14 protein-coding genes are annotated in these 16,865 nt (G+C 72.1%); 9 read left to right on the top strand and 5 right to left on the bottom strand.

Translation table 11 applies throughout. From position 1 onward, the window contains the following. Positions 1-225 precede the first annotated feature (225 nt). A complete protein-coding gene (locus tag A6Q81_RS17145) occupies positions 226-867 on the bottom strand; it encodes an ACT domain-containing protein (RefSeq protein WP_067860502.1) in 642 nt (213 codons plus the stop codon). Positions 868-923: 56 nt separating this feature from the next. Here A6Q81_RS17145 and A6Q81_RS17140 point away from each other — a divergent pair, with 56 nt between their 5' ends. Continuing rightward, a complete protein-coding gene (locus A6Q81_RS17140) occupies positions 924-1,328 on the top strand; it encodes a DUF3817 domain-containing protein (RefSeq protein ID WP_202967679.1) in 405 nt (134 codons plus the stop codon). Here A6Q81_RS17140 and A6Q81_RS17135 read toward each other — a convergent pair. After that, complete coding sequence (locus A6Q81_RS17135; protein WP_067860506.1) at positions 1,319-2,287, bottom strand: GGDEF domain-containing protein; 969 nt, start codon at positions 2,285-2,287, stop codon at positions 1,319-1,321. The two genes, A6Q81_RS17140 and A6Q81_RS17135, sit on opposite strands and share 10 nt — an antisense overlap. A gap of 186 nt (positions 2,288-2,473) precedes the next feature. Here A6Q81_RS17135 and ku point away from each other — a divergent pair, with 186 nt between their 5' ends. From ku to A6Q81_RS17105, 6 genes are all read left to right on the top strand, one after another. Then, a complete protein-coding gene (ku, locus tag A6Q81_RS17130; RefSeq protein WP_286691219.1) occupies positions 2,474-3,799 on the top strand; it encodes a non-homologous end joining protein Ku in 1,326 nt (441 codons plus the stop codon). Positions 3,800-3,841: 42 nt separating this feature from the next. After that, a complete protein-coding gene (gene ligD / locus A6Q81_RS17125; RefSeq protein ID WP_286691218.1) occupies positions 3,842-5,932 on the top strand; it encodes a non-homologous end-joining DNA ligase in 2,091 nt (696 codons plus the stop codon). After that, positions 5,913-6,200 carry an ATP dependent DNA ligase gene (locus A6Q81_RS17120; RefSeq protein ID WP_286691217.1) on the top strand — a complete coding sequence of 96 codons (288 nt, stop codon included), beginning with the start codon at positions 5,913-5,915 and terminating at the stop codon, positions 6,198-6,200. Before ligD ends, A6Q81_RS17120 begins: the two co-directional genes overlap by 20 nt. Positions 6,201-6,344: 144 nt before the next feature. Further along, entirely contained in the window at positions 6,345-7,742 is a 1,398-nt protein-coding gene (gene zwf / locus A6Q81_RS17115; protein ID WP_067860514.1) for a glucose-6-phosphate dehydrogenase, read from the top strand. Beyond that, the gene (locus A6Q81_RS17110) at positions 7,739-9,661 is read left to right on the top strand and encodes a glycoside hydrolase family 15 protein (protein WP_286691216.1); all 1,923 of its coding nucleotides are present in this window, start codon (positions 7,739-7,741) and stop codon (positions 9,659-9,661) included. Before zwf ends, A6Q81_RS17110 begins: the two co-directional genes overlap by 4 nt. A 615-nt stretch (positions 9,662-10,276) precedes the next feature. Beyond that, positions 10,277-10,852, top strand: coding sequence for a hypothetical protein (locus A6Q81_RS17105; RefSeq protein WP_286691215.1), 576 nt, complete (start codon positions 10,277-10,279; stop codon positions 10,850-10,852). Positions 10,853-10,993: 141 nt separating this feature from the next. Here A6Q81_RS17105 and A6Q81_RS17100 read toward each other — a convergent pair whose 3' ends face one another. The 3 genes from A6Q81_RS17100 to A6Q81_RS17090 all read right to left on the bottom strand — a co-directional run bounded on the left by A6Q81_RS17100 (position 10,994) and on the right by A6Q81_RS17090 (position 15,708). After that, positions 10,994-13,120 (bottom strand): DEAD/DEAH box helicase, encoded by a 2,127-nt coding sequence (locus tag A6Q81_RS17100; RefSeq protein ID WP_317698522.1) that lies wholly within the window; start codon positions 13,118-13,120, stop codon positions 10,994-10,996. A gap of 550 nt (positions 13,121-13,670) precedes the next feature. Beyond that, a complete protein-coding gene (locus A6Q81_RS17095) occupies positions 13,671-15,134 on the bottom strand; it encodes an MDR family MFS transporter (protein ID WP_286691214.1) in 1,464 nt (487 codons plus the stop codon). A 142-nt stretch (positions 15,135-15,276) separates the two neighbouring features. Then, complete coding sequence (locus tag A6Q81_RS17090) at positions 15,277-15,708, bottom strand: SRPBCC family protein (protein WP_286691213.1); 432 nt, start codon at positions 15,706-15,708, stop codon at positions 15,277-15,279. Positions 15,709-15,853: 145 nt separating this feature from the next. On the opposite strand from A6Q81_RS17090, the gene A6Q81_RS17085 reads away from it, so the two are divergent. Both A6Q81_RS17085 and A6Q81_RS17080 read left to right on the top strand, forming a co-directional pair. Next, a complete protein-coding gene (locus A6Q81_RS17085) occupies positions 15,854-16,339 on the top strand; it encodes a pyridoxamine 5'-phosphate oxidase family protein (protein WP_286691212.1) in 486 nt (161 codons plus the stop codon). Between the two features lie 39 nt (positions 16,340-16,378). Next, a complete protein-coding gene (locus A6Q81_RS17080) occupies positions 16,379-16,696 on the top strand; it encodes a hypothetical protein (protein ID WP_067860529.1) in 318 nt (105 codons plus the stop codon). Positions 16,697-16,865 lie beyond the last annotated feature (169 nt).

Here is a 16,865-nt window from a genome sequence, read left to right as displayed (position 1 = left end):
GCTGCCCTGGGGGTGGGGCCCCACCCCAGGTGCGACTCCCCCACCCAGTCCTGGGGTGGGACGCACTGTTTACGTGGGGCCCCACCCAAAGGTCAACTCCCCCACGCAAACGACGGCCCCCAGCGCCTGTTTACGTGGGGCCCCACCCAAAAGTGAACTCCCCCACGCAACCGACGGCCCCCAGCGCGCGTTGACGTGGGGCCCCACGTAAAGGCGCAGCGGGGGTCAGGCCTGGACCGACCCCGCGAGCGACGTCATGTGGCCCAGGCGGGCGAGCTCGGAGGCGAGGAACTCCGGGCCCCCGTGCCGTCCGACGACGACGACGAAGCCGCGACCCTGACGGTCCTTCGCGTGCGTGCCGGCGAGCAGCGTCGACGACCACGCCTCGACGCCCTCCAGGCGCGACGACGACCTGATCGACAGCCACTCCGCCGCCTCGGGCACGAGCTTCGGGGCCGACGGCGACGCGAACAGCACCGACGCCTCGCCGTCGACGCGGCGCAGCGCCATGGCCCAGTCGGTGCGGAACGTGGCCGGCACGACCTCGACGAGCCGTTCGACGGCGTGCTGCGGCTCCGACGTGAACTGCTCGACGGCCTCGAGGTCCATGCTCAGGTTGGCGCCCGCGTTGTACCGCGAGATCCAGTGCACCCGCACGCCGTCGAGCTCGTGGCACGCCGTCACGAGGGCGTCGGCCATGACGCTCGGCGGCAGCTCGAGCAGCACGTCGTCGACCGCCTTGCCGTCGGCGCGGTGCTCCACGATCTCGATCGCCTCGATGTCGGCACCCGCACCACCGAGCGCCGTGGCCAGCGCACCGAGCGAGCCCGGGACGTCGGGCAGCTCGACGCGCAGCAGGAAGGCCATGTCCCCATCTCACCACGAGGCTGTTTCCTTTGTGTGACGCCACTACGCTGTGGGTCGTGACCGATCCTGCGGCCCCCGAGACCGTCCCCCAGCCTCACGACCGGGCCCGGTCGGTGCGGCGCTGGTTCCGCATCTTCGCCTTCGCCGAGGCGGTGTCGTGGGGCGCGCTGCTCGTCGCGATGTTCTTCAAGTGGGTCGTGCAGGACGACCCGCACGCCGGACTCGAGGGCGGTGTGCCGATCGTGGGCCCGATCCACGGCGTCCTGTTCCTCGCCTACTGCTCGCTCGCGGTCGTGGCGTGGTCGACGTTCCGCTGGAACCTCAAGACCCTCGCCCTGGCGCTGGCGGCGTCCATCCCGCCGTTCTTCACGATCTGGTTCGAGACCTGGGCGGAGCGCCGCGGGCTGCTCACGTCGGTCGCCGACGACCCCGACCCCGCGCCGGGCGTCACTCAGGTCTGACCCGACTCCGGTCGACGCCCCTGCTTCTGCGCGTACATCCGGTCGTCGGCCCGCGCGAGCAGCGACGCGACGTCGTCGTCGGCACGCGCCTGCGCCACCCCGCACGACCACGATGCCGGAGCACCCACCTGCAGCCGCCGCGCGACGACGTCGGCGACGCCGTGGTCGGCTCCAGGCATGACGACGAGGAACTCGTCGCCCCCGAGGCGGCCGAGCACGTCACCCTCGCGCAGCCCGGCGCGCAGGTGCTCGACGACCGACGTCAGCAGCCGGTCGCCCGCCGCGTGGCCCCCGAGGGTGTTCACAGCGCGCAGGTCGTCGACGTCGAGGGCGAGGACGGTCAGCGGCGTCCCCAGCCGGCGGCGCCGGACCAGCTGCGCGTCGACCACGGCCTGCACGCCCCACCGGTTGAGCGCGCCGGTGAGCTGGTCGGTGCGGGCGAGCCGGTCGAGCCGCAGCCGCAGCCGACCCAGGACCTCGGTGCCCACCAGCACCTGCACGACGACGGCGACCGTCGGCCCGAGCATCTGCGGGTCGTGGTGCGAGGCGACGGCCAGCACCCACAGCGCCGTGCCGACGTACGACACCACGCGCGCCAGCGCCAGCGGCAGGAACCACACGGCGAAGACGGCCAGGGTCGGCGTGCTCGTGCCGTTGGCGAGGACGGCGACCTGACGCTCGGTGCCCCACGTCAGCACGGCGAGCGCCACGAAGCAGAGCGACACCATCGCCGCGACCTCGCGCGGCTCGAGCAACGCACCGCGCCTCACGGTCCAGGCGAGACCGCCGAGCGCCACGACCACGAGGACGTAGAGCACCCAGCGCGGGTTGTTGTCCGGCTGCCACGTGGCGAGCGTGAGCGCCAGCATGCAGAGGGCGGTCAGGCTGAGCAGCACCGTCGCCGCCGTCATGGCGGGCCAACCCACGGCCCTTCGCAGCTCGGCGACCTTGCGCAGCACCTGGACCTCCCCTGGACGCCACTCCGACGACGCCCGCCATGATCGCAAGAACGGGGTCGCTCGCGCCGCCGAACATCGAAAACTGGGCGGATGTCCGGTCATGTCGACGGCCAGGGTGCGTCGTCCAGGACCCGGCGATAGTGTCGTGAGCAGAAGCATCCACGCCGACCGAGGAGCCGTGCCAGCATGTCGCTGAGGAAGAACAAGACCGTCCGGGACAAGGTCCAGGAGCGCCTCGAGGGCCGCCTCGACGACCTCGTCGCCCAGGCCGACAGCGTCCGCCAGCAGCTCGCCGACCGGGCGCCCGAGGTGCGCGACACCGTCGTCGCGAAGGCGCAGTCCGGTGTCGCCGACCTGCGCGAGCGTCTTCCCGAGATCGGGCACGACCTCCTCGACCGCGCGCCCGAGCTGAGCGAGAAGACCTACGACCGCCTCCCCAAGGGCGTCGCCGACCGCCTGCCCGAGGAGGTCAAGCCCAAGAAGAAGCGACGTCTGCGCCGCGTGGTGGGCATCGGCCTGCTGATCGGTGCGGGTGCCGCCGCCTTCGCGACGCTCAAGGGCAAGCAGACCCCGCCCCCGCCGCCGTACCAGCCGGCGACGCCCTTCGGGTCCCGGCCCGTCGTGCGTCACGGAGTGGCCGCCGACCTTCCAGTGCGGAACACTGATCCCATGCGTTCGCTCTGGAAGGGGTCGATCAGCTTCGGCCTGGTCAACGTGCCGGTGCGTGTCTACAGCGCCACCGAGAGCCACGACGTGTCGTTGCACCAGGTGCACGCGGAGGACGGCGGGCGCATCCGCTACCAGCGACGGTGCGAGGTCTGCGGCGAGGTCGTCGCCTACGAGGACATCGCGAAGGCGTACGACGACGGCGAGAACACGGTGGTGCTGACCGCCGACGACCTCGCGTCGCTGCCGGCGGAGTCGGCGAAGGAGATCGAGGTGCTGGAGTTCGTGCCGGCCCAGCAGATCGACCCGATCCGGCTCGACAAGGCGTACTTCCTGGAGCCCGACAAGACGGCGATCAAGCCCTACACGCTGCTGCGCCGCGCCCTCGAGGACACCGACCGCAGCGCGGTGGTGCGGTTCGCGCTGCGGCAGAAGTCGCGCCTGGCGGTGCTGCGCGTGCGCGACAAGACGCTGCTGCTGCAGACGATGCTGTGGGACGACGAGGTGCGCACCGCCGACTTCGACGTGCTGGAGACCGTGCCGCGGATCAGCGCGAAGGAGCGCGACATGGCCTCGCAGCTGGTCGACTCGCTCGCGGCCGACTTCGACGCGTCGCAGTTCACCGACGACTACCAGGAGCAGCTGCGGACGCTGGTGGAGGCCAAGCTCGAGCAGGGCGACACGATCGACACGGCGGCGACGTTCGGCACGAGCGACGACGACGGTGACGACGCCGAGGTGGTCGACCTGATGGAGGCGCTCAAGCGCAGCGTCGAGCGGAGCAAGGAGCGTCGCGGCCAGGGCGGCAGCACCGCGTCGAAGCCGCGCGCCCGCAAGAAGGCCTGACCCGGCGGCATGCCCAGCCGCGGCTCGTCGAGCAGCCAGACCGTGACGATCGACGGTCGGCGCCTGCGTCTGACGAACCCCGACAAGGTGCTGTACCCGGCGACGGGCACCACCAAGGCCGAGGTGATCTCCTACTACGTGGCCGTCGCGGACCGGCTCCTCCCCCACGCCTCCGGGCGGCCGGTCACCCGCAAGCGCTGGCCGGACGGCGTCGGCGCTGTCGGTGAGGCCCCCGGCGGGGGTTCCGGGCCGCGGGCGGAGATGAGCACAGAGCTCTTCTTCGAGAAGAACCTGCCGGACTCCGCGCCTGACTGGGTGCGCCGCGTGGTGGTGCGGCACAAGAGCCACGTGAACGTGTACCCGCTCGTGGACGGGCCGGCGGCGCTGGCGTGGCTGGGGCAGGTGGCGGCGCTGGAGCTGCACGTGCCGCAGTGGCGGGTGGAGGCCGACGGGACGCCGCGCCACCCGGACCGTCTGGTGCTCGACCTCGACCCCGGCCCGGGCGTGGGGCTGGCGGAGTGTGTGGAGGTGGCGCACGCGGCGCGCGACCTGCTGGCCGACGTCGGGCTGGAGGCGTTCCCGGTGACGAGCGGCAGCAAGGGCCTGCACCTGTACGCGCACCTGACGGGCGAGCACGATGCCGACTACGTGAACGCCTTCGCGAAGCAGGTCGCTGCGGCGCTGCAGGACGAGCTGCCCGACCTCGTGGTCTCGTCGATGAAGAAGTCGTTGCGCGAGGGTCGCGTGCTCGTCGACTGGAGCCAGAACAACCAGGCGAAGACGACGATCGCGCCGTACTCGCTGCGCGGTCGTGCAGCGGCCGACGGGGAGGGTCCGTTCGTCGCCGCGCCGCGGTCGTGGGACGAGCTGGGGCCCGACCTGCGTCACCTGACGATGGAGGAGGTGCTCGAGCGCGACGACGACCCGCTCGCCGGGCTGGACCCGCAGCCGACGTCGGGCGACGAGGCACCTGTGGCCGCACCGGACCGGCTGACGGTCTACCGCTCGATGCGCGACGCGTCGCGCCCCCCCGAGCCGGTGCCCGCGGAGGCGCCGACGGAGCGGGGCGCCGACCCGATCTTCGTGGTGCAGGAGCACCACGCCACACGCCTGCACTACGACGTCCGGCTGGAGCGCGAGGGCGTGCTCGTCTCGTGGGCCGTGCCGAAGGGTCCGCCGACCGACCCGAGCCGCAACCACCTCGCCGTCCCCACCGAGGACCACCCGATGGAGTACGCGACGTTCGAGGGGACCATCCCGAAGGGCGAGTACGGCGCGGGGCAGGTCAGCATCTGGGACCACGGCACGTACACGCTGGAGAAGTGGAAGGAGGGCGAGGTCATCGCCGTGCTGCACGGGTCCGCGGACGGCGGGTTGGGCGGCAGCGTGCGGTTCGCCCTCATCCGCACTGGCGAGAACTGGTTGATGCACCGCATGGACCCGCCGGCGGCCCCCGACACTGCGGCAGCCGACACTGCGGCAGCCGACGATGGCACCGCGTCCACGACCACGCCCACGACGGACGAGCCCGACGGCGGGGGTCCGCCCGACGCCGGCCGCCTCGAGACCGTCGCGCCCATGCTCGCGAGCCGGCCCGACGGCCTCGACCCGCACCGCGACGCCGACGCCTGGGCGTTCGAGATGAAGTGGGACGGCGTCCGCGTGGTGGCGACGTGCGACGGCGGGGCCGTGCGGCTCGTGGGGCGCAGCGGCAAGGACGTGACGACGACCTACCCGGAGGTCGCCGAGGCGCTCGCCGGGCTGCACCTCGACGATGCCGTCGTCGACGGCGAGGTCGTCGCGCTCGGCGACGACGGTGCGCCGTCGTTCGGACGCATCCAGCAGCGCATCGGGCTCGTCCGGCCGCGCGACGTCGCCGCGGCGCGCCGGGCCGTGCCCGTGCGCTACGTCGTCTTCGACCTGCTGCGGCTGGGCGGGACCGACGTCACGGGCCTGCCCTACGTGCAGCGCCGCGAGCTGCTCGAGGGCCTCGACCTCGACGACGCCGACCGGGTCGACGTGCCCGCCGCCTTCGACGGCGACCTCGACGCCGCGCTCCCACCACGCGGACGCCGTCCCACTTCATCTCGAACGCCCAGGCGTCGGCGTCGCGGTGCCCGACGCGGCCGGTGACCTGCGCTACGCGGGTCGCGTGGGCACCGGGTTCGACGAGCGCGCGCTCGCCGACCTCGCTCGCCGGCTCGAGCCGCTGCGCCGCGACCAGCCGACCGTCGAGGCCCCGCGCGACGTCGCCCGGGAGGCGGTGTGGACGGAAGCCGAGCTCGTGGGCGAGGTCACCGCGGCGGGCTGGACCGACTCCGGCCACCTGCGCCACCCCGTCTGGCGCGGCCTGCGCGCCGACAAGACCGTCGCCGACGTCGAGCCCGTCGTGGCCCCCTGACCAGACCCGACCTGACCTGGCCTGACCCGGCGGACCACCACAGGTGTCCGTCGCGCGACCACGTCACGTCCAGTCGGCATGCGCTCCCCCACGGTCGCTCCTAGCGTGGAACGTGACCCCGTTTCCCTGACGCCAGGACGTGTCGTGAGCTCCTCCTCTTCCCTCCCTCCGCAGGTCGTCGTGCTGTTCGGCGCGACCGGTGACCTCGCCAAGCGCAAGCTGTTCCCCGGCCTCTACCGGCTGGCGCTCGCCGACCGGCTGCCCGCCGACTACCGCGTCATCGGGTCGGGGCGGCACGAGCCGAAGAAGGACTTCCGCGAGCAGGTGATGGACGGGCTCAAGGAGTTCGTCGACGACCTCGACGTCGACGTCGCCGAGCGGCTCGTCTCGCGCACCAGCTTCCAGACCTCCGACGCCGACGACGGCAGCGACCTCGCGGCCGCCGTGCGGGACGCGGAGTCCGAGCTGGGCGGCGATGCGCGCCGACTGGTCTACCTCTCCGTCCCGCCCGCCGCGATGGAGCCGATGATCCGCATGCTCGGCGAGACGGGCATCGCCGACGGCGCGCGCATCGTCGTGGAGAAGCCGTTCGGCACCGACCTGGAGTCGTCGCGCTCGCTGCAGGCGACGCTCGACGAGGTCGCCGGCGAGGACAGCGTGTTCCGCATCGACCACTTCCTCGGCAAGGAGGCCGTGCAGAACGTGCTCGCGCTGCGCTTCGCGAACGGCCTGCTCGAGCCGTCGTGGGACGCCGAGCATGTCTGCGCCGTGCAGATCGACGTGCCGGAGGAGCTCACCATCGAGGGCCGCGGCAGCTTCTACGAGGCCACCGGCGCCCTGCGCGACATGGTCTCGACGCACCTCTCGCAGGTGCTCGGCTTCCTGGCGATGGAGCGGCCCGAGAGCATCGACGCCGACCACCTGCGCGACGCGAAGGCCGCGGTCTTCGCCGACCTGCAGCCGTTGCGCGCCGACGACGTCGTGCGGGGCCAGTACGAGGGCTACCGCGACGAGGAGGGCGTCGACGACGACTCCGAGGTGGAGACGTTCGTGGCGGTCCGGGTGCACGTCGACAACGACCGCTGGCGTGGCGTGCCGTTCCTGCTGCGCACCGGCAAGGCGATGGCGGCCACCCGACGCACCGCGACCCTGTTCTTCCGTGCTCCGGAGCCACTGTTCGACGAGCGTCAGGACGGCGACGACCGGCTCGTGCTCGAGCTCGGCGAGGCGCCCGAGGTGACGGCCGCGCTGCACGTGAAGCGCCCCGGCCCGACGTTCGAGCTGACGCGTGCGTCGGCCACCTTCAAGCTGCCCGACGACGACCCGGAGCACCGGCCGCTCGAGGCGTACGAGCGGCTGCTGCTCGACGTCATGCACGGCGACCAGACGCTGTTCACGCGCGGCGACGAGGTCGACCGGCTCTGGCAGGTCATCACGCCCGTGCTGGAGGACCCGCCGCCGGTGCAGACGTACGAGAAGGGCTCGTGGGGCCCGCAGGCTGCGCTCGACCTCGCGGGCGAGCGCGGCTGGCACCTGCGATGACGGGGTCCCCACCAGGTCCGACGTCGGGGCCGCTGCCGATCTCCGACCACGGCCTGGTCGGAGACCTGCGCACGGCCGCGCTCGTCGGCACCGACGGGACCATCGGCTGGTTCTGTCCCGGGCGCTTCGACGCGCCGAGCGTGTTCGCGTCGGTGCTCGACGACGAGCGCGGCGGGGCCTGGGAGCTCGAGCCGGTCGACGGGTCGGTGCGGTCGCAGCAGTTCTACTTCCCCGACACCGCGATCCTCGCCACCCGCTTCCTCACCGACGACGGCGTGGTCGAGGTGCACGACTTCATGCCCGTGCTCCGGGCGGAGGACGCCGACCACCGCCAGCGCCTCGTGCGTCGCGTGGTGGCCGTCCGCGGGCGCTCCGTGGTCCGCACCCGGGTGGCGGCCCGCCCCCACTACGGGCGCACGACGCCCGACCTCGAGACGCTCGACGTCGCGTCGGGCCACGGCGTCTCCCTCACGTGCGAGGGCCGGGGTGACGACCCGGGCGTGCGCATGGCGTTCGGTGCGACGGTGCCGCTCGAGGTCGACGCCGGCGACGTGACCGCCGAGTTCACGCTCGAGGAGGGCGAGCGGGCCCTGTTCGTGCTGGAGGTGCTCGATCCGCACGCCGACACCCCCACCGACGGCTGCGACGACACCGACACGTCGGCGCTGTTCGAGGCGACGTCGCAGTTCTGGCGCAGCTGGCTGTCGCAGTCGACGTACGCCGGCCGGTGGCGCGAGACGGTGCACCGCTCCGCCATCACCCTCAAGCTGCTCACCCACGAGCCGAGTGGCGCGATCGTCGCCGCCCCCACGACGAGCCTTCCGGAGACGATCGGCGGCACCCGCAACTGGGACTACCGCTACGTGTGGATCCGCGACGCCGGCTTCAGCCTGTACGCGCTGCTGCGTCTCGGGTTCACGTCGGAGGCGAACGCGTTCACCCGCTGGCTGTCGGAGCGGCTCGGCGAGGAGCGCGAGGACGAGGCCGAGCTCGGGCCGCTGCGGGTGCTGTACGACATCGACGGGTCGGCGCCCACCGACGAGCACGAGCTCGACCACCTGTCGGGCTACCGCGACTCTCGTCCGGTGCGGGTCGGGAACGCGGCCGTCGACCAGCTGCAGCTCGACATCTACGGCGAGGTCATCGACGCCGTCTACCTGTTCGACAAGTACGGGCCGGGCATCAGCCACGACGCGTGGAACGACCTGCGGCGCGTGCTCGACTGGGTGCTCGAGCACTGGGACGCCGACGACGCCGGCATGTGGGAGATCCGCGGCGACGTGCGCGCCCACACCACCAGCCGGCTCATGTGCTGGGTCGCGGTCGAGCGGATGATCCGCATGGCCCGGCGCCGGGGGCTGCCCGGCGACGTCGGCGCGTGGTCGCGGGTGCGCGACGAGATCCACGAGCGGATCCTCAGCGACCACTGGGACCCGCACCACGAGACGTTCCTCATGGCCGAGGCCGACCCGGACGCCGCCCCCGACGACGACCCGGTGCTCGACGCCGGCGTGCTGCTGATGCCGATGGTGAAGTTCTGCTCGCCCGTCGACCCGCGGTTCCTGTCGACGCTGGCGGCCGTCGAGGAGCAGCTCGTCGCCGACAGCCTCGTCTTCCGCTACGACGTCCACGCCGCCCCCGACGGCATCGAGGACGCCGACGCCGACGGCGACGGGGTGGGCGACGGCGAGGGCACCTTCAGCCTCTGCTCGTTCTGGTACGTCGAGGCCCTCACCCGCGCCGGTCGTCTGCGCGAGGCCGAGGTCGCGCTGGAGAAGATGTTCACGTACGCCAATCACCTCGGCCTCTACGCCGAGCAGATCGGCGCCACCGGCGACCAGCTCGGCAACTTTCCCCAGGCCTTCACGCACCTGTCCCTCATCAGCGCCGCCATCAACCTCGACCGCGCGTTGGCCTGACGGGGTCCCGCCGGCGCACCGGCTGCGGGAGCCTGACCTTGCTGGTGCGCTGCCTGCGGGAGCCTGACCTTGCTGGTGCGCTGCCGCGGCTCGCGCTGGGGGTGGTCTCCGCAAGGGCCTCGACCGGCAGCGGGCCTGGGGGCGGGTTCGGGTCTCGGGGTCTGGCCTGGGCTCTCGGGTGACGCATGATTCTTCGTCTCTGCGTTCGCGCGTTTCATCGGTGGATCTGCAACATCAGGAGCGCCCCTGCGGTTGATGATCCACCGATGGAGGGCGTCGCGCCGGAAGGATTCTGCCTTGGCGTGGACCGTTCCACGCGAAAGCAGAATCGTGCGTCCCCCCCAACCCCAAGGGCACCCAAGCTTCTGCGTCCGCGTGCGTTCGCCCCAGCACCAACTCCCGGCCCGAGACCCCAGACCAGCGCGGATGCCAGCCGCCCGGTCGAAGCCCTTTCGGAGACCACCCCCAGCGAACGCCGAGGCGGCGCAGCAACGAGCCGAGACCCGCGCAGACGTCGCACCAGCACGTCGAGACATCCCGAGGCAGCGCAGCAGGAGGACGAGACCTCTGAGGCCCCCACCCCAGCAAGACCCCCGAGATGCCAGGATCTCCCGCATGGGCACCTCGACGACGACGCACGCAGGCTCGAGGACGAGACGCGTCGTCGCGGCCGTCGCCGTCCTCGTCGCGCTCGCAGGCTGCGGTGCTGCGGGCGGCCCGCGCTACGACATCCCCCACGACGCGGCGTCGGGCGGGCAGACGTTGCGCCAGGCGCAGGCTGCCGTCTCGAGCATCCCCGGCCTGACGATCGACGTGGCTGGGGGCGAGCCGCCGAACATCAAGGGCAACACCGGCTACGACGTCCGGGTCACGGTCGCGCCGGGGTACCGGATCGTCGACGGACCCGCGCTGGTGACGTTCCTGGTGGAGTCGGCGTGGTCCGTGCGCACCGGCTACCTGCCGAACACGTACATCACGGTCAGCGTCGACACCGGCGACGGCCCCGAGTTCGACGTCGACGCAGCAGCGGCCGAGGGCGGATGGGTCGAGCGCGGCGAGCCCGTCCCCGGGCAGACGTCCTTCAGCCTCGTCAACGTGCGCACCGACGACGGCTCACCCGCTCGCGAACGGTTGGGCGACTGGCCCGGCGACGTCCCCGCCTTCCCGCGCGGCGTGACCGCCCGGCGCTGATCGAGCGGCCCGCCCCGCCTCGCGTCCTCAGGCCCGTTGACGTGGGGCCCCACGTAAACCAGCTCCCCCCAACGCAACCGTGCGTCGTTCTCGCACGTTTGAGTGGGGCCCCACGCAAACGCGCAGGCGGAGCGGGCCCGGTCAGCGGCGACGCGAGCGGAGAGAGTCCGACAGGATGCCGACGAGGGCCTCGAGCTGGACGTCGGTGACGTCGACCTCGGTGTCCTCACCGTCGAGGGCGCGGGCGGCGAGCCCGGCCTTGCTGTCGATGAGCTCCACGATGCGCGTGTCGATCGTCTGCGAGGCGATGATGCGCCACGCGGTGACCGGCTCCTCCTGACCGATGCGGTGCACGCGGTCGATCGCCTGCATCTGCTCCGCGTCGGTCCACGACAGCTCCGCCAGGACCACGTTCGACGCCACCTGCAGGTTGATGCCGACACCGGCCGCGGTCAGCGAGCAGACGATGATCTGCGTGCCCGGGTCGTTCTGGAACGCGTCGATCGCCTTCGCGCGCGCCGCGGCCGTCTGGTCGCCGCGGATGGTCGAGTAGCCGATGCCGCGCTCCTCGAACGCCTTCTGCGCGGCGTCCATGACGTCGAGGTGCTTCGCGAAGAACACGACCTTGCCGACGCTGCGCGCCAGCTGGGCGGTGTAGTCGGCAGCCAGACCGGCCTTGGCCTGGCCGATGCGACGCACCATCGAGAACACGTTCTCGCCGGTCGACTCGTTGGCCTCCTCGCGCTCCCACGCCGCGACCTTGCGGACGAGGTCGAGGTCGAGCACGTCGGCCACCGGGTGCCCGGCCTCGACCCGGGCGGCGGCCGCCCGGTCGTAGCGGGCGACGAGCCGACGGGCCAGCTCGGCCTCGGCGGCGCGGATGGAGCGGCCGGCCTCGCCGTCGAGCTCGACGGGCATGTCGGCGATGCGGCGGGCGGGGATGTCGGCGGCGACGTCGATCTTGCGACGTCGGACGATGCCCATGTCGATGACGGCCTGCCGGGCGGCGGGGAAGAAGCCGGGGTCGAGCGGCGTCAGGCCGGTCTCGTCGAGCCGGTGCATCAGCTCGGGAAGCGGCTTCTTCTCGTCGATCCAGCCGAGGAACTGCCAGATGGCGCGGAAGTCCTCGACGTCGTTGATGAGCGGGGTGCCGGTGAGCGCCATCATCAGCGGTCGCGCGGTGCGGCTGCGGATGCGGTCGGCGATGCGCAGCACGTGACGCGAGCGCTGCGACGACGTGTTCTTGATGAAGTGCGCCTCGTCGAGCACCATGCCGCGGAAGCCGAGGTCGCCGAGCCAGCCGGCGTGGCGGTCGAGGATCTCGTAGTTGACGACGACGATGTCGGCGAACGCGTCGATGTCGTCACCGTTGCCGTGCACGACCGTGACGGCGCGCTGCGGGGTCCACAGCCCGACCTCGCGCGCCCAGTTCGCCTTGACGACGTTCGGCACGACGACGAGCAGCGGGTAGGCCTGCGCCGCGTGCGCGGCGAGCAGCGACTGCGCGGTCTTGCCGAGGCCGGGCTCGTCGGCGAGCAGGAAGGTGCGGTGTCCCTCGGCGGCGGACGACACGAGCTGGGCCTGGTGGCGCATGAGGTCGGGTCCGCGGTGGTTCAGCGGGAGCGGCTCGGGGAGCTCCATGCAGGCGGGCGCACCGGCGGCGGCCCGCTCGAACGACGACAGCAGGGGGCCGATGAGCTCCCACGTGGCGAGGCGGCTGGGCCCGGTGCGGGGCGGCGGCTCGGGCGAGAACTCCGGCGGCATGAAGGGGTTGGCGAGCTGGCGCGCGACGACGGAGCGGGGCACGACGGAGCGGTCGACCCGCAGCTCGGTGGTGGCGGCGGGCGGTTCGACGGCCAGCTCGAGGCCGGAGGCTGCCATCAACTCACGCTTGAGGGCGAGGGTCGAGCTGGAGATCTCGGCGTCGTCGGTGAGCAGCATGAGCAGCGCGGGCTCGCGCGTCGCGGTCTTGGCCAGGATGGTGGCGACGCCGTCGAGTCGCTTGAGCTGGTCGGCGCGCTGCGGCTCGGTGAGGTCGGTGGCGGTCTTCACGCGGGCGCGCTCCTCGCGCACCAGCAGGCCGACGGCCTGGAAGGTGGCGCGGGTCGACGCGGTGACGCGTCGTCGCTGCACGGCGTTCTCGACCTCGCGCACCGCCTTCGCGAGCACGGGCATGAGTCCGGTGTCGTCATCGTGCTTCTTGCGCCGGGCCCCGCTGCCGTTCTGGCGTGCCTTCTGCGGGTTCCGCTGCTGCGTTCTCGTGGCCAACAGGCTCCTCCTCCACGGCCGGACGTCTGCCTCGGCCGGCGGCGGACGGGTCGTGCCCGTCGCCGCGACAGGGCGTACGGCGACTCGGCCGCCAGTGACATCGGCGGCGGGTCGGTGGCTGAGCACCCACCCACGAGTGCGGGCCGTACGGCTCCTGCTCCGGCCAGTGTAGACGAGAGAGGTTCGTCTGGCGCGTTCTGCCCAGGTCTGATGGGTCGCCGGGCCGGGGCGCGCGACTCAGCCGAGGAGGGAGCGTACGAGCAGCAGCAGCGCCGACGACCCGCTGACGACGAGCACCAGCACCCGCACGAGGCCGGGCGGCAGGCGTCGCCGCACGGGTCCGCTGACGGCGAAGCCGAGGACGAGGGGACCCGCCCCCCGAGCGGTAGGTGGCGCGCGGAACCCGACCTGTCAGCGGTAGGTGGCGCGCGGAACCCGACCTGTCAGCGGTAGGTGGGTAGCGCTCTCGACGCTGCTTTCCGCGTGCTGCCTACCGCCGCCGACGAGGAAGCGCGCGCCACCTACCGCCCGCAGGGCGACGGGGGCGCCCTCAGTGAGCGGGCGCACCCTCGGGTGCGTCGGCCTTGCGCAGGAACGGGACGAGGACGACGAGCACGAGGCTGAGGATCGCGCCGACGAGGAAGGCGCGCTGCACGCCGTCGACGAACGCCTGACCCTCGCCGAGTCCGGCGTCGACGCCGCTGGCGGAGACGACGGTCATGATGGTGATGAAGAGAGCCGCGCCGGCGGCGCCGGCCACCTGCTGCAGGCTGCCGACGACGGCGCTCGCGTAGGAGTACAGGCGAGGCTCGACGGACCCGAGGGCGGTGGTCATGAGCGGCGTGAACGTGGCCGACAGACCCAGCATCAGCACCAGGTTGGCGCCCACCAGCCACGCGACCGACGTGTCCGCGTCGACGTCGACCAGCAGCCACAGGCCCGCCGACACGAGCAGCGAGCCCGGCACGACGAGCACGCGCGGGCCGAGCCGGTCGTAGAGCCGGCCGACGAACGGTCCGGTCACGCCCATCACGACGCCACCGGGCAGGGTGATGAGTCCGGTCTCGAGCGCGCTGAGGCCGAGCGTCTGCTGCGCGAAGAGCGGCAGCAGGAGGAACGAGCCGAACATGGCCGCCATGGCGATGAGCATCGCGCCCGTGGCGATGCGGAACTGGCCCGACGTGAACACCCGCAGGTCGAGCAGCGCGCGGTCGTCACGCTGCAGCTGCAGCTGGCGGGCGACGAAGGCGGCCAGGGCCACGCCGCCGACGACGAACGGCAGCCAGGTGGGCGTGCCCGACGACCCCTGCGCGTGCTCGCCGATGCCGACGAGGCCGTACACCAGACCGCCGAGGCCGAGCGCCGAGAGCGGCACCGACACGGCGTCGATGCGCTGGTCGCCGGTGGCCGCCACGCTGACCACGTAGCGCGCGCCAACCACGAGCGCGGCCAGCGCGATCGGGGCGACGACGCCGAAGATCCATCGCCAGCCGAAGTGGTCGAGCACGAATCCCGAGAGCGTCGGGCCGAGCGCGGGGGCGACGGCGATGACCACCGTGATGTTGCCCATCATCGCGCCGCGCCGGGCGACGGGGACGATCGTCATGACCGTCGTCATGAGCAGCGGCAGCATCACGGCGGTGCCCGAGGCCTGCACGACCCGCGCGACCAGCAGCATCGCGAAGCCCTGCGACGCGAACGCGAGCACCGTGCCCGCCGTGAACAGCGACATCGCCGCGACGTAGAGCGTGCGCGTGGCCACCCGCTGGATCAGGTAGCCGGTGAGCGGGATGACGACGGCCATCGTGAGCATGAACGCGGTAGTCAGCCACTGGCCCGTCGACGGCGGCACGCCGAGGTCGTCCTGCAGCACCGGCACGGCCACGCTCATGACCGTCTCGTTGAGGATCACCACGAACGACGCCACCAGCAGCGTGCCGATGACGAGCAGGTGCTCGCGCGGCAGCGGGGGCGTGTCCGTCGTCGCGGTCGGGTCGGTCGTGGCGGTGCTCATGCGGTCCCCTGGGGTCGGTGCCGGGCGTGCTGGTGGCGCGTGGGCTCCATCGTCGACCACGGCGCAGACCTGGGGGTGAACGTCGGGCGGCAGCGGGATGTTCCCCGCACCGGCCCGACGTCCCGGTTCAGCGACGCACGCCTCAGAGCCGGTTGAGCACCTGCACCATGTCGTCCTCGGTGTCGCTGCCGATCTTCTCGAAGACCAGCTTGACGACAGGCGTCGCGAGCTTCGCGGCACCCTTCAGCTGGATGTCGGCGACGTAGGTGATCTCGCTGCCCGACCCGTGCGGCTGGACGGTGATCGTGTCGGTGGAGTGGGCGGTGTCGTTGGTGCCCACGAACTGCACGTGCGTGTCGTCGAGCTCGGTGAGCTCGTACTCCAGCTCGGTGCTGACGCCGGCGATCTTCGACGTGTTGCGCCAGCGGCTGCCGACGGCGACCGGGCCGTCGTCGATGCGCTGGCACGACTCGGTGCCCGGGTCCCACTCCTCGGCGTGCGAGAAGTCCTTCAGGTACTCGAGGACGGTCGCGGGGGCGGGCTGGACGGTGAACGTACGGCTGATCTCGGTCATGTCTCCACCGTCGGCGACGATCGACGGCCGTGCACGTCGACCGGGCCCGGTACCCCGGAACGCGATGTCGAACCCCCCGAATTTCGGGAGGCGTACCCGCCGACCCCGTCCTACGGTCGAGACGACCCCGAGACGAGGAGCCACCATGAGTGACACGACAGACGAGAAGACCCTCGACGACCTGCTGACCGACCTGCGGATCGCCATGTTCACGACCATCACCGACGACGGCACGCTGCGCAGCATCCCGATGGCGCGCCAGGACACCGACCTCGACCCCGCCGAGCTGTGGTTCATCACGGCGAAGGACACCGAGCACACGCGCGACGTCGCGAAGCGGTCCGACGTGCAGCTGACGTTCAGCTCCTCGGACTCCTGGGTGGCGCTCACGGGCCACGCGGAGGTCGTCGACGACCTCGCCAAGCTGAAGGAGCTGTGGAACACCTTCGCCGAGGCCTGGCTGCCCGAGGGACCGGAGGGCGACAACTCGACGCTGATCAAGGTGCGCGTCGACAAGGCGGAGTACTGGGACACGCCCGGCAGCAAGGTCGCGTCCGCGATCAGCCTGGTGAAGTCGAAGCTGACTGGCGAGCCGTACAAGAGCGACCACGGCGTCGTCGAGAACCCGTGACCTCGCGACCATCGCGCTGACGACGAGAGAGGTCCAACGATGAGCGAGGGCAAGCACGAGCCGCCGAAGGGCGTGCAGGAGACCGCGCAGCGGGCCGTCCGCTGGATCGAGGACGGCAAGGCCGGCAAGGGCTTCACCGACACCGGCGAGCACCGGGCCCACCAGCTCGCGAACGGCGAGAAGCTCACCGACGAGCAGGCCACGAAGATGCGCGCCTACTTCAAGCGGCACGACGTCGACAAGGACGCCGAGGGCTTCAAGAACGGCTCCGACGGCTTCCCGTCGCCCGGTCGCGTCGCGTGGGACGCGTGGGGCGGCGACGAGGGAGAGCGCTGGGTGGGCACGCTCGACCTCTGAGTCGGGCGCACCCGCCACGGGGGAGGCCGTCCGCTGGACGCCTCCCCCGACGCGTGTGACGGGGAGGGTTCACCCCCTCGGCCACGGGTACCTCCTGGGACGCGACCGGTCCGCGGTCGCCCACAGCCTCGAGGGGGTCAGTCAGCATGCCGCTCGCCGACACGGAGTC

The organism is Aeromicrobium sp. REDSEA-S38_B2 (assembly GCF_001628525.1).
Classification (GTDB): domain Bacteria; phylum Actinomycetota; class Actinomycetes; order Propionibacteriales; family Nocardioidaceae; genus Aeromicrobium; species Aeromicrobium erythreum.
Note: the sequence above shows the minus strand (reverse complement) of the source record. Positions and strands in the feature narration are given on the sequence as shown.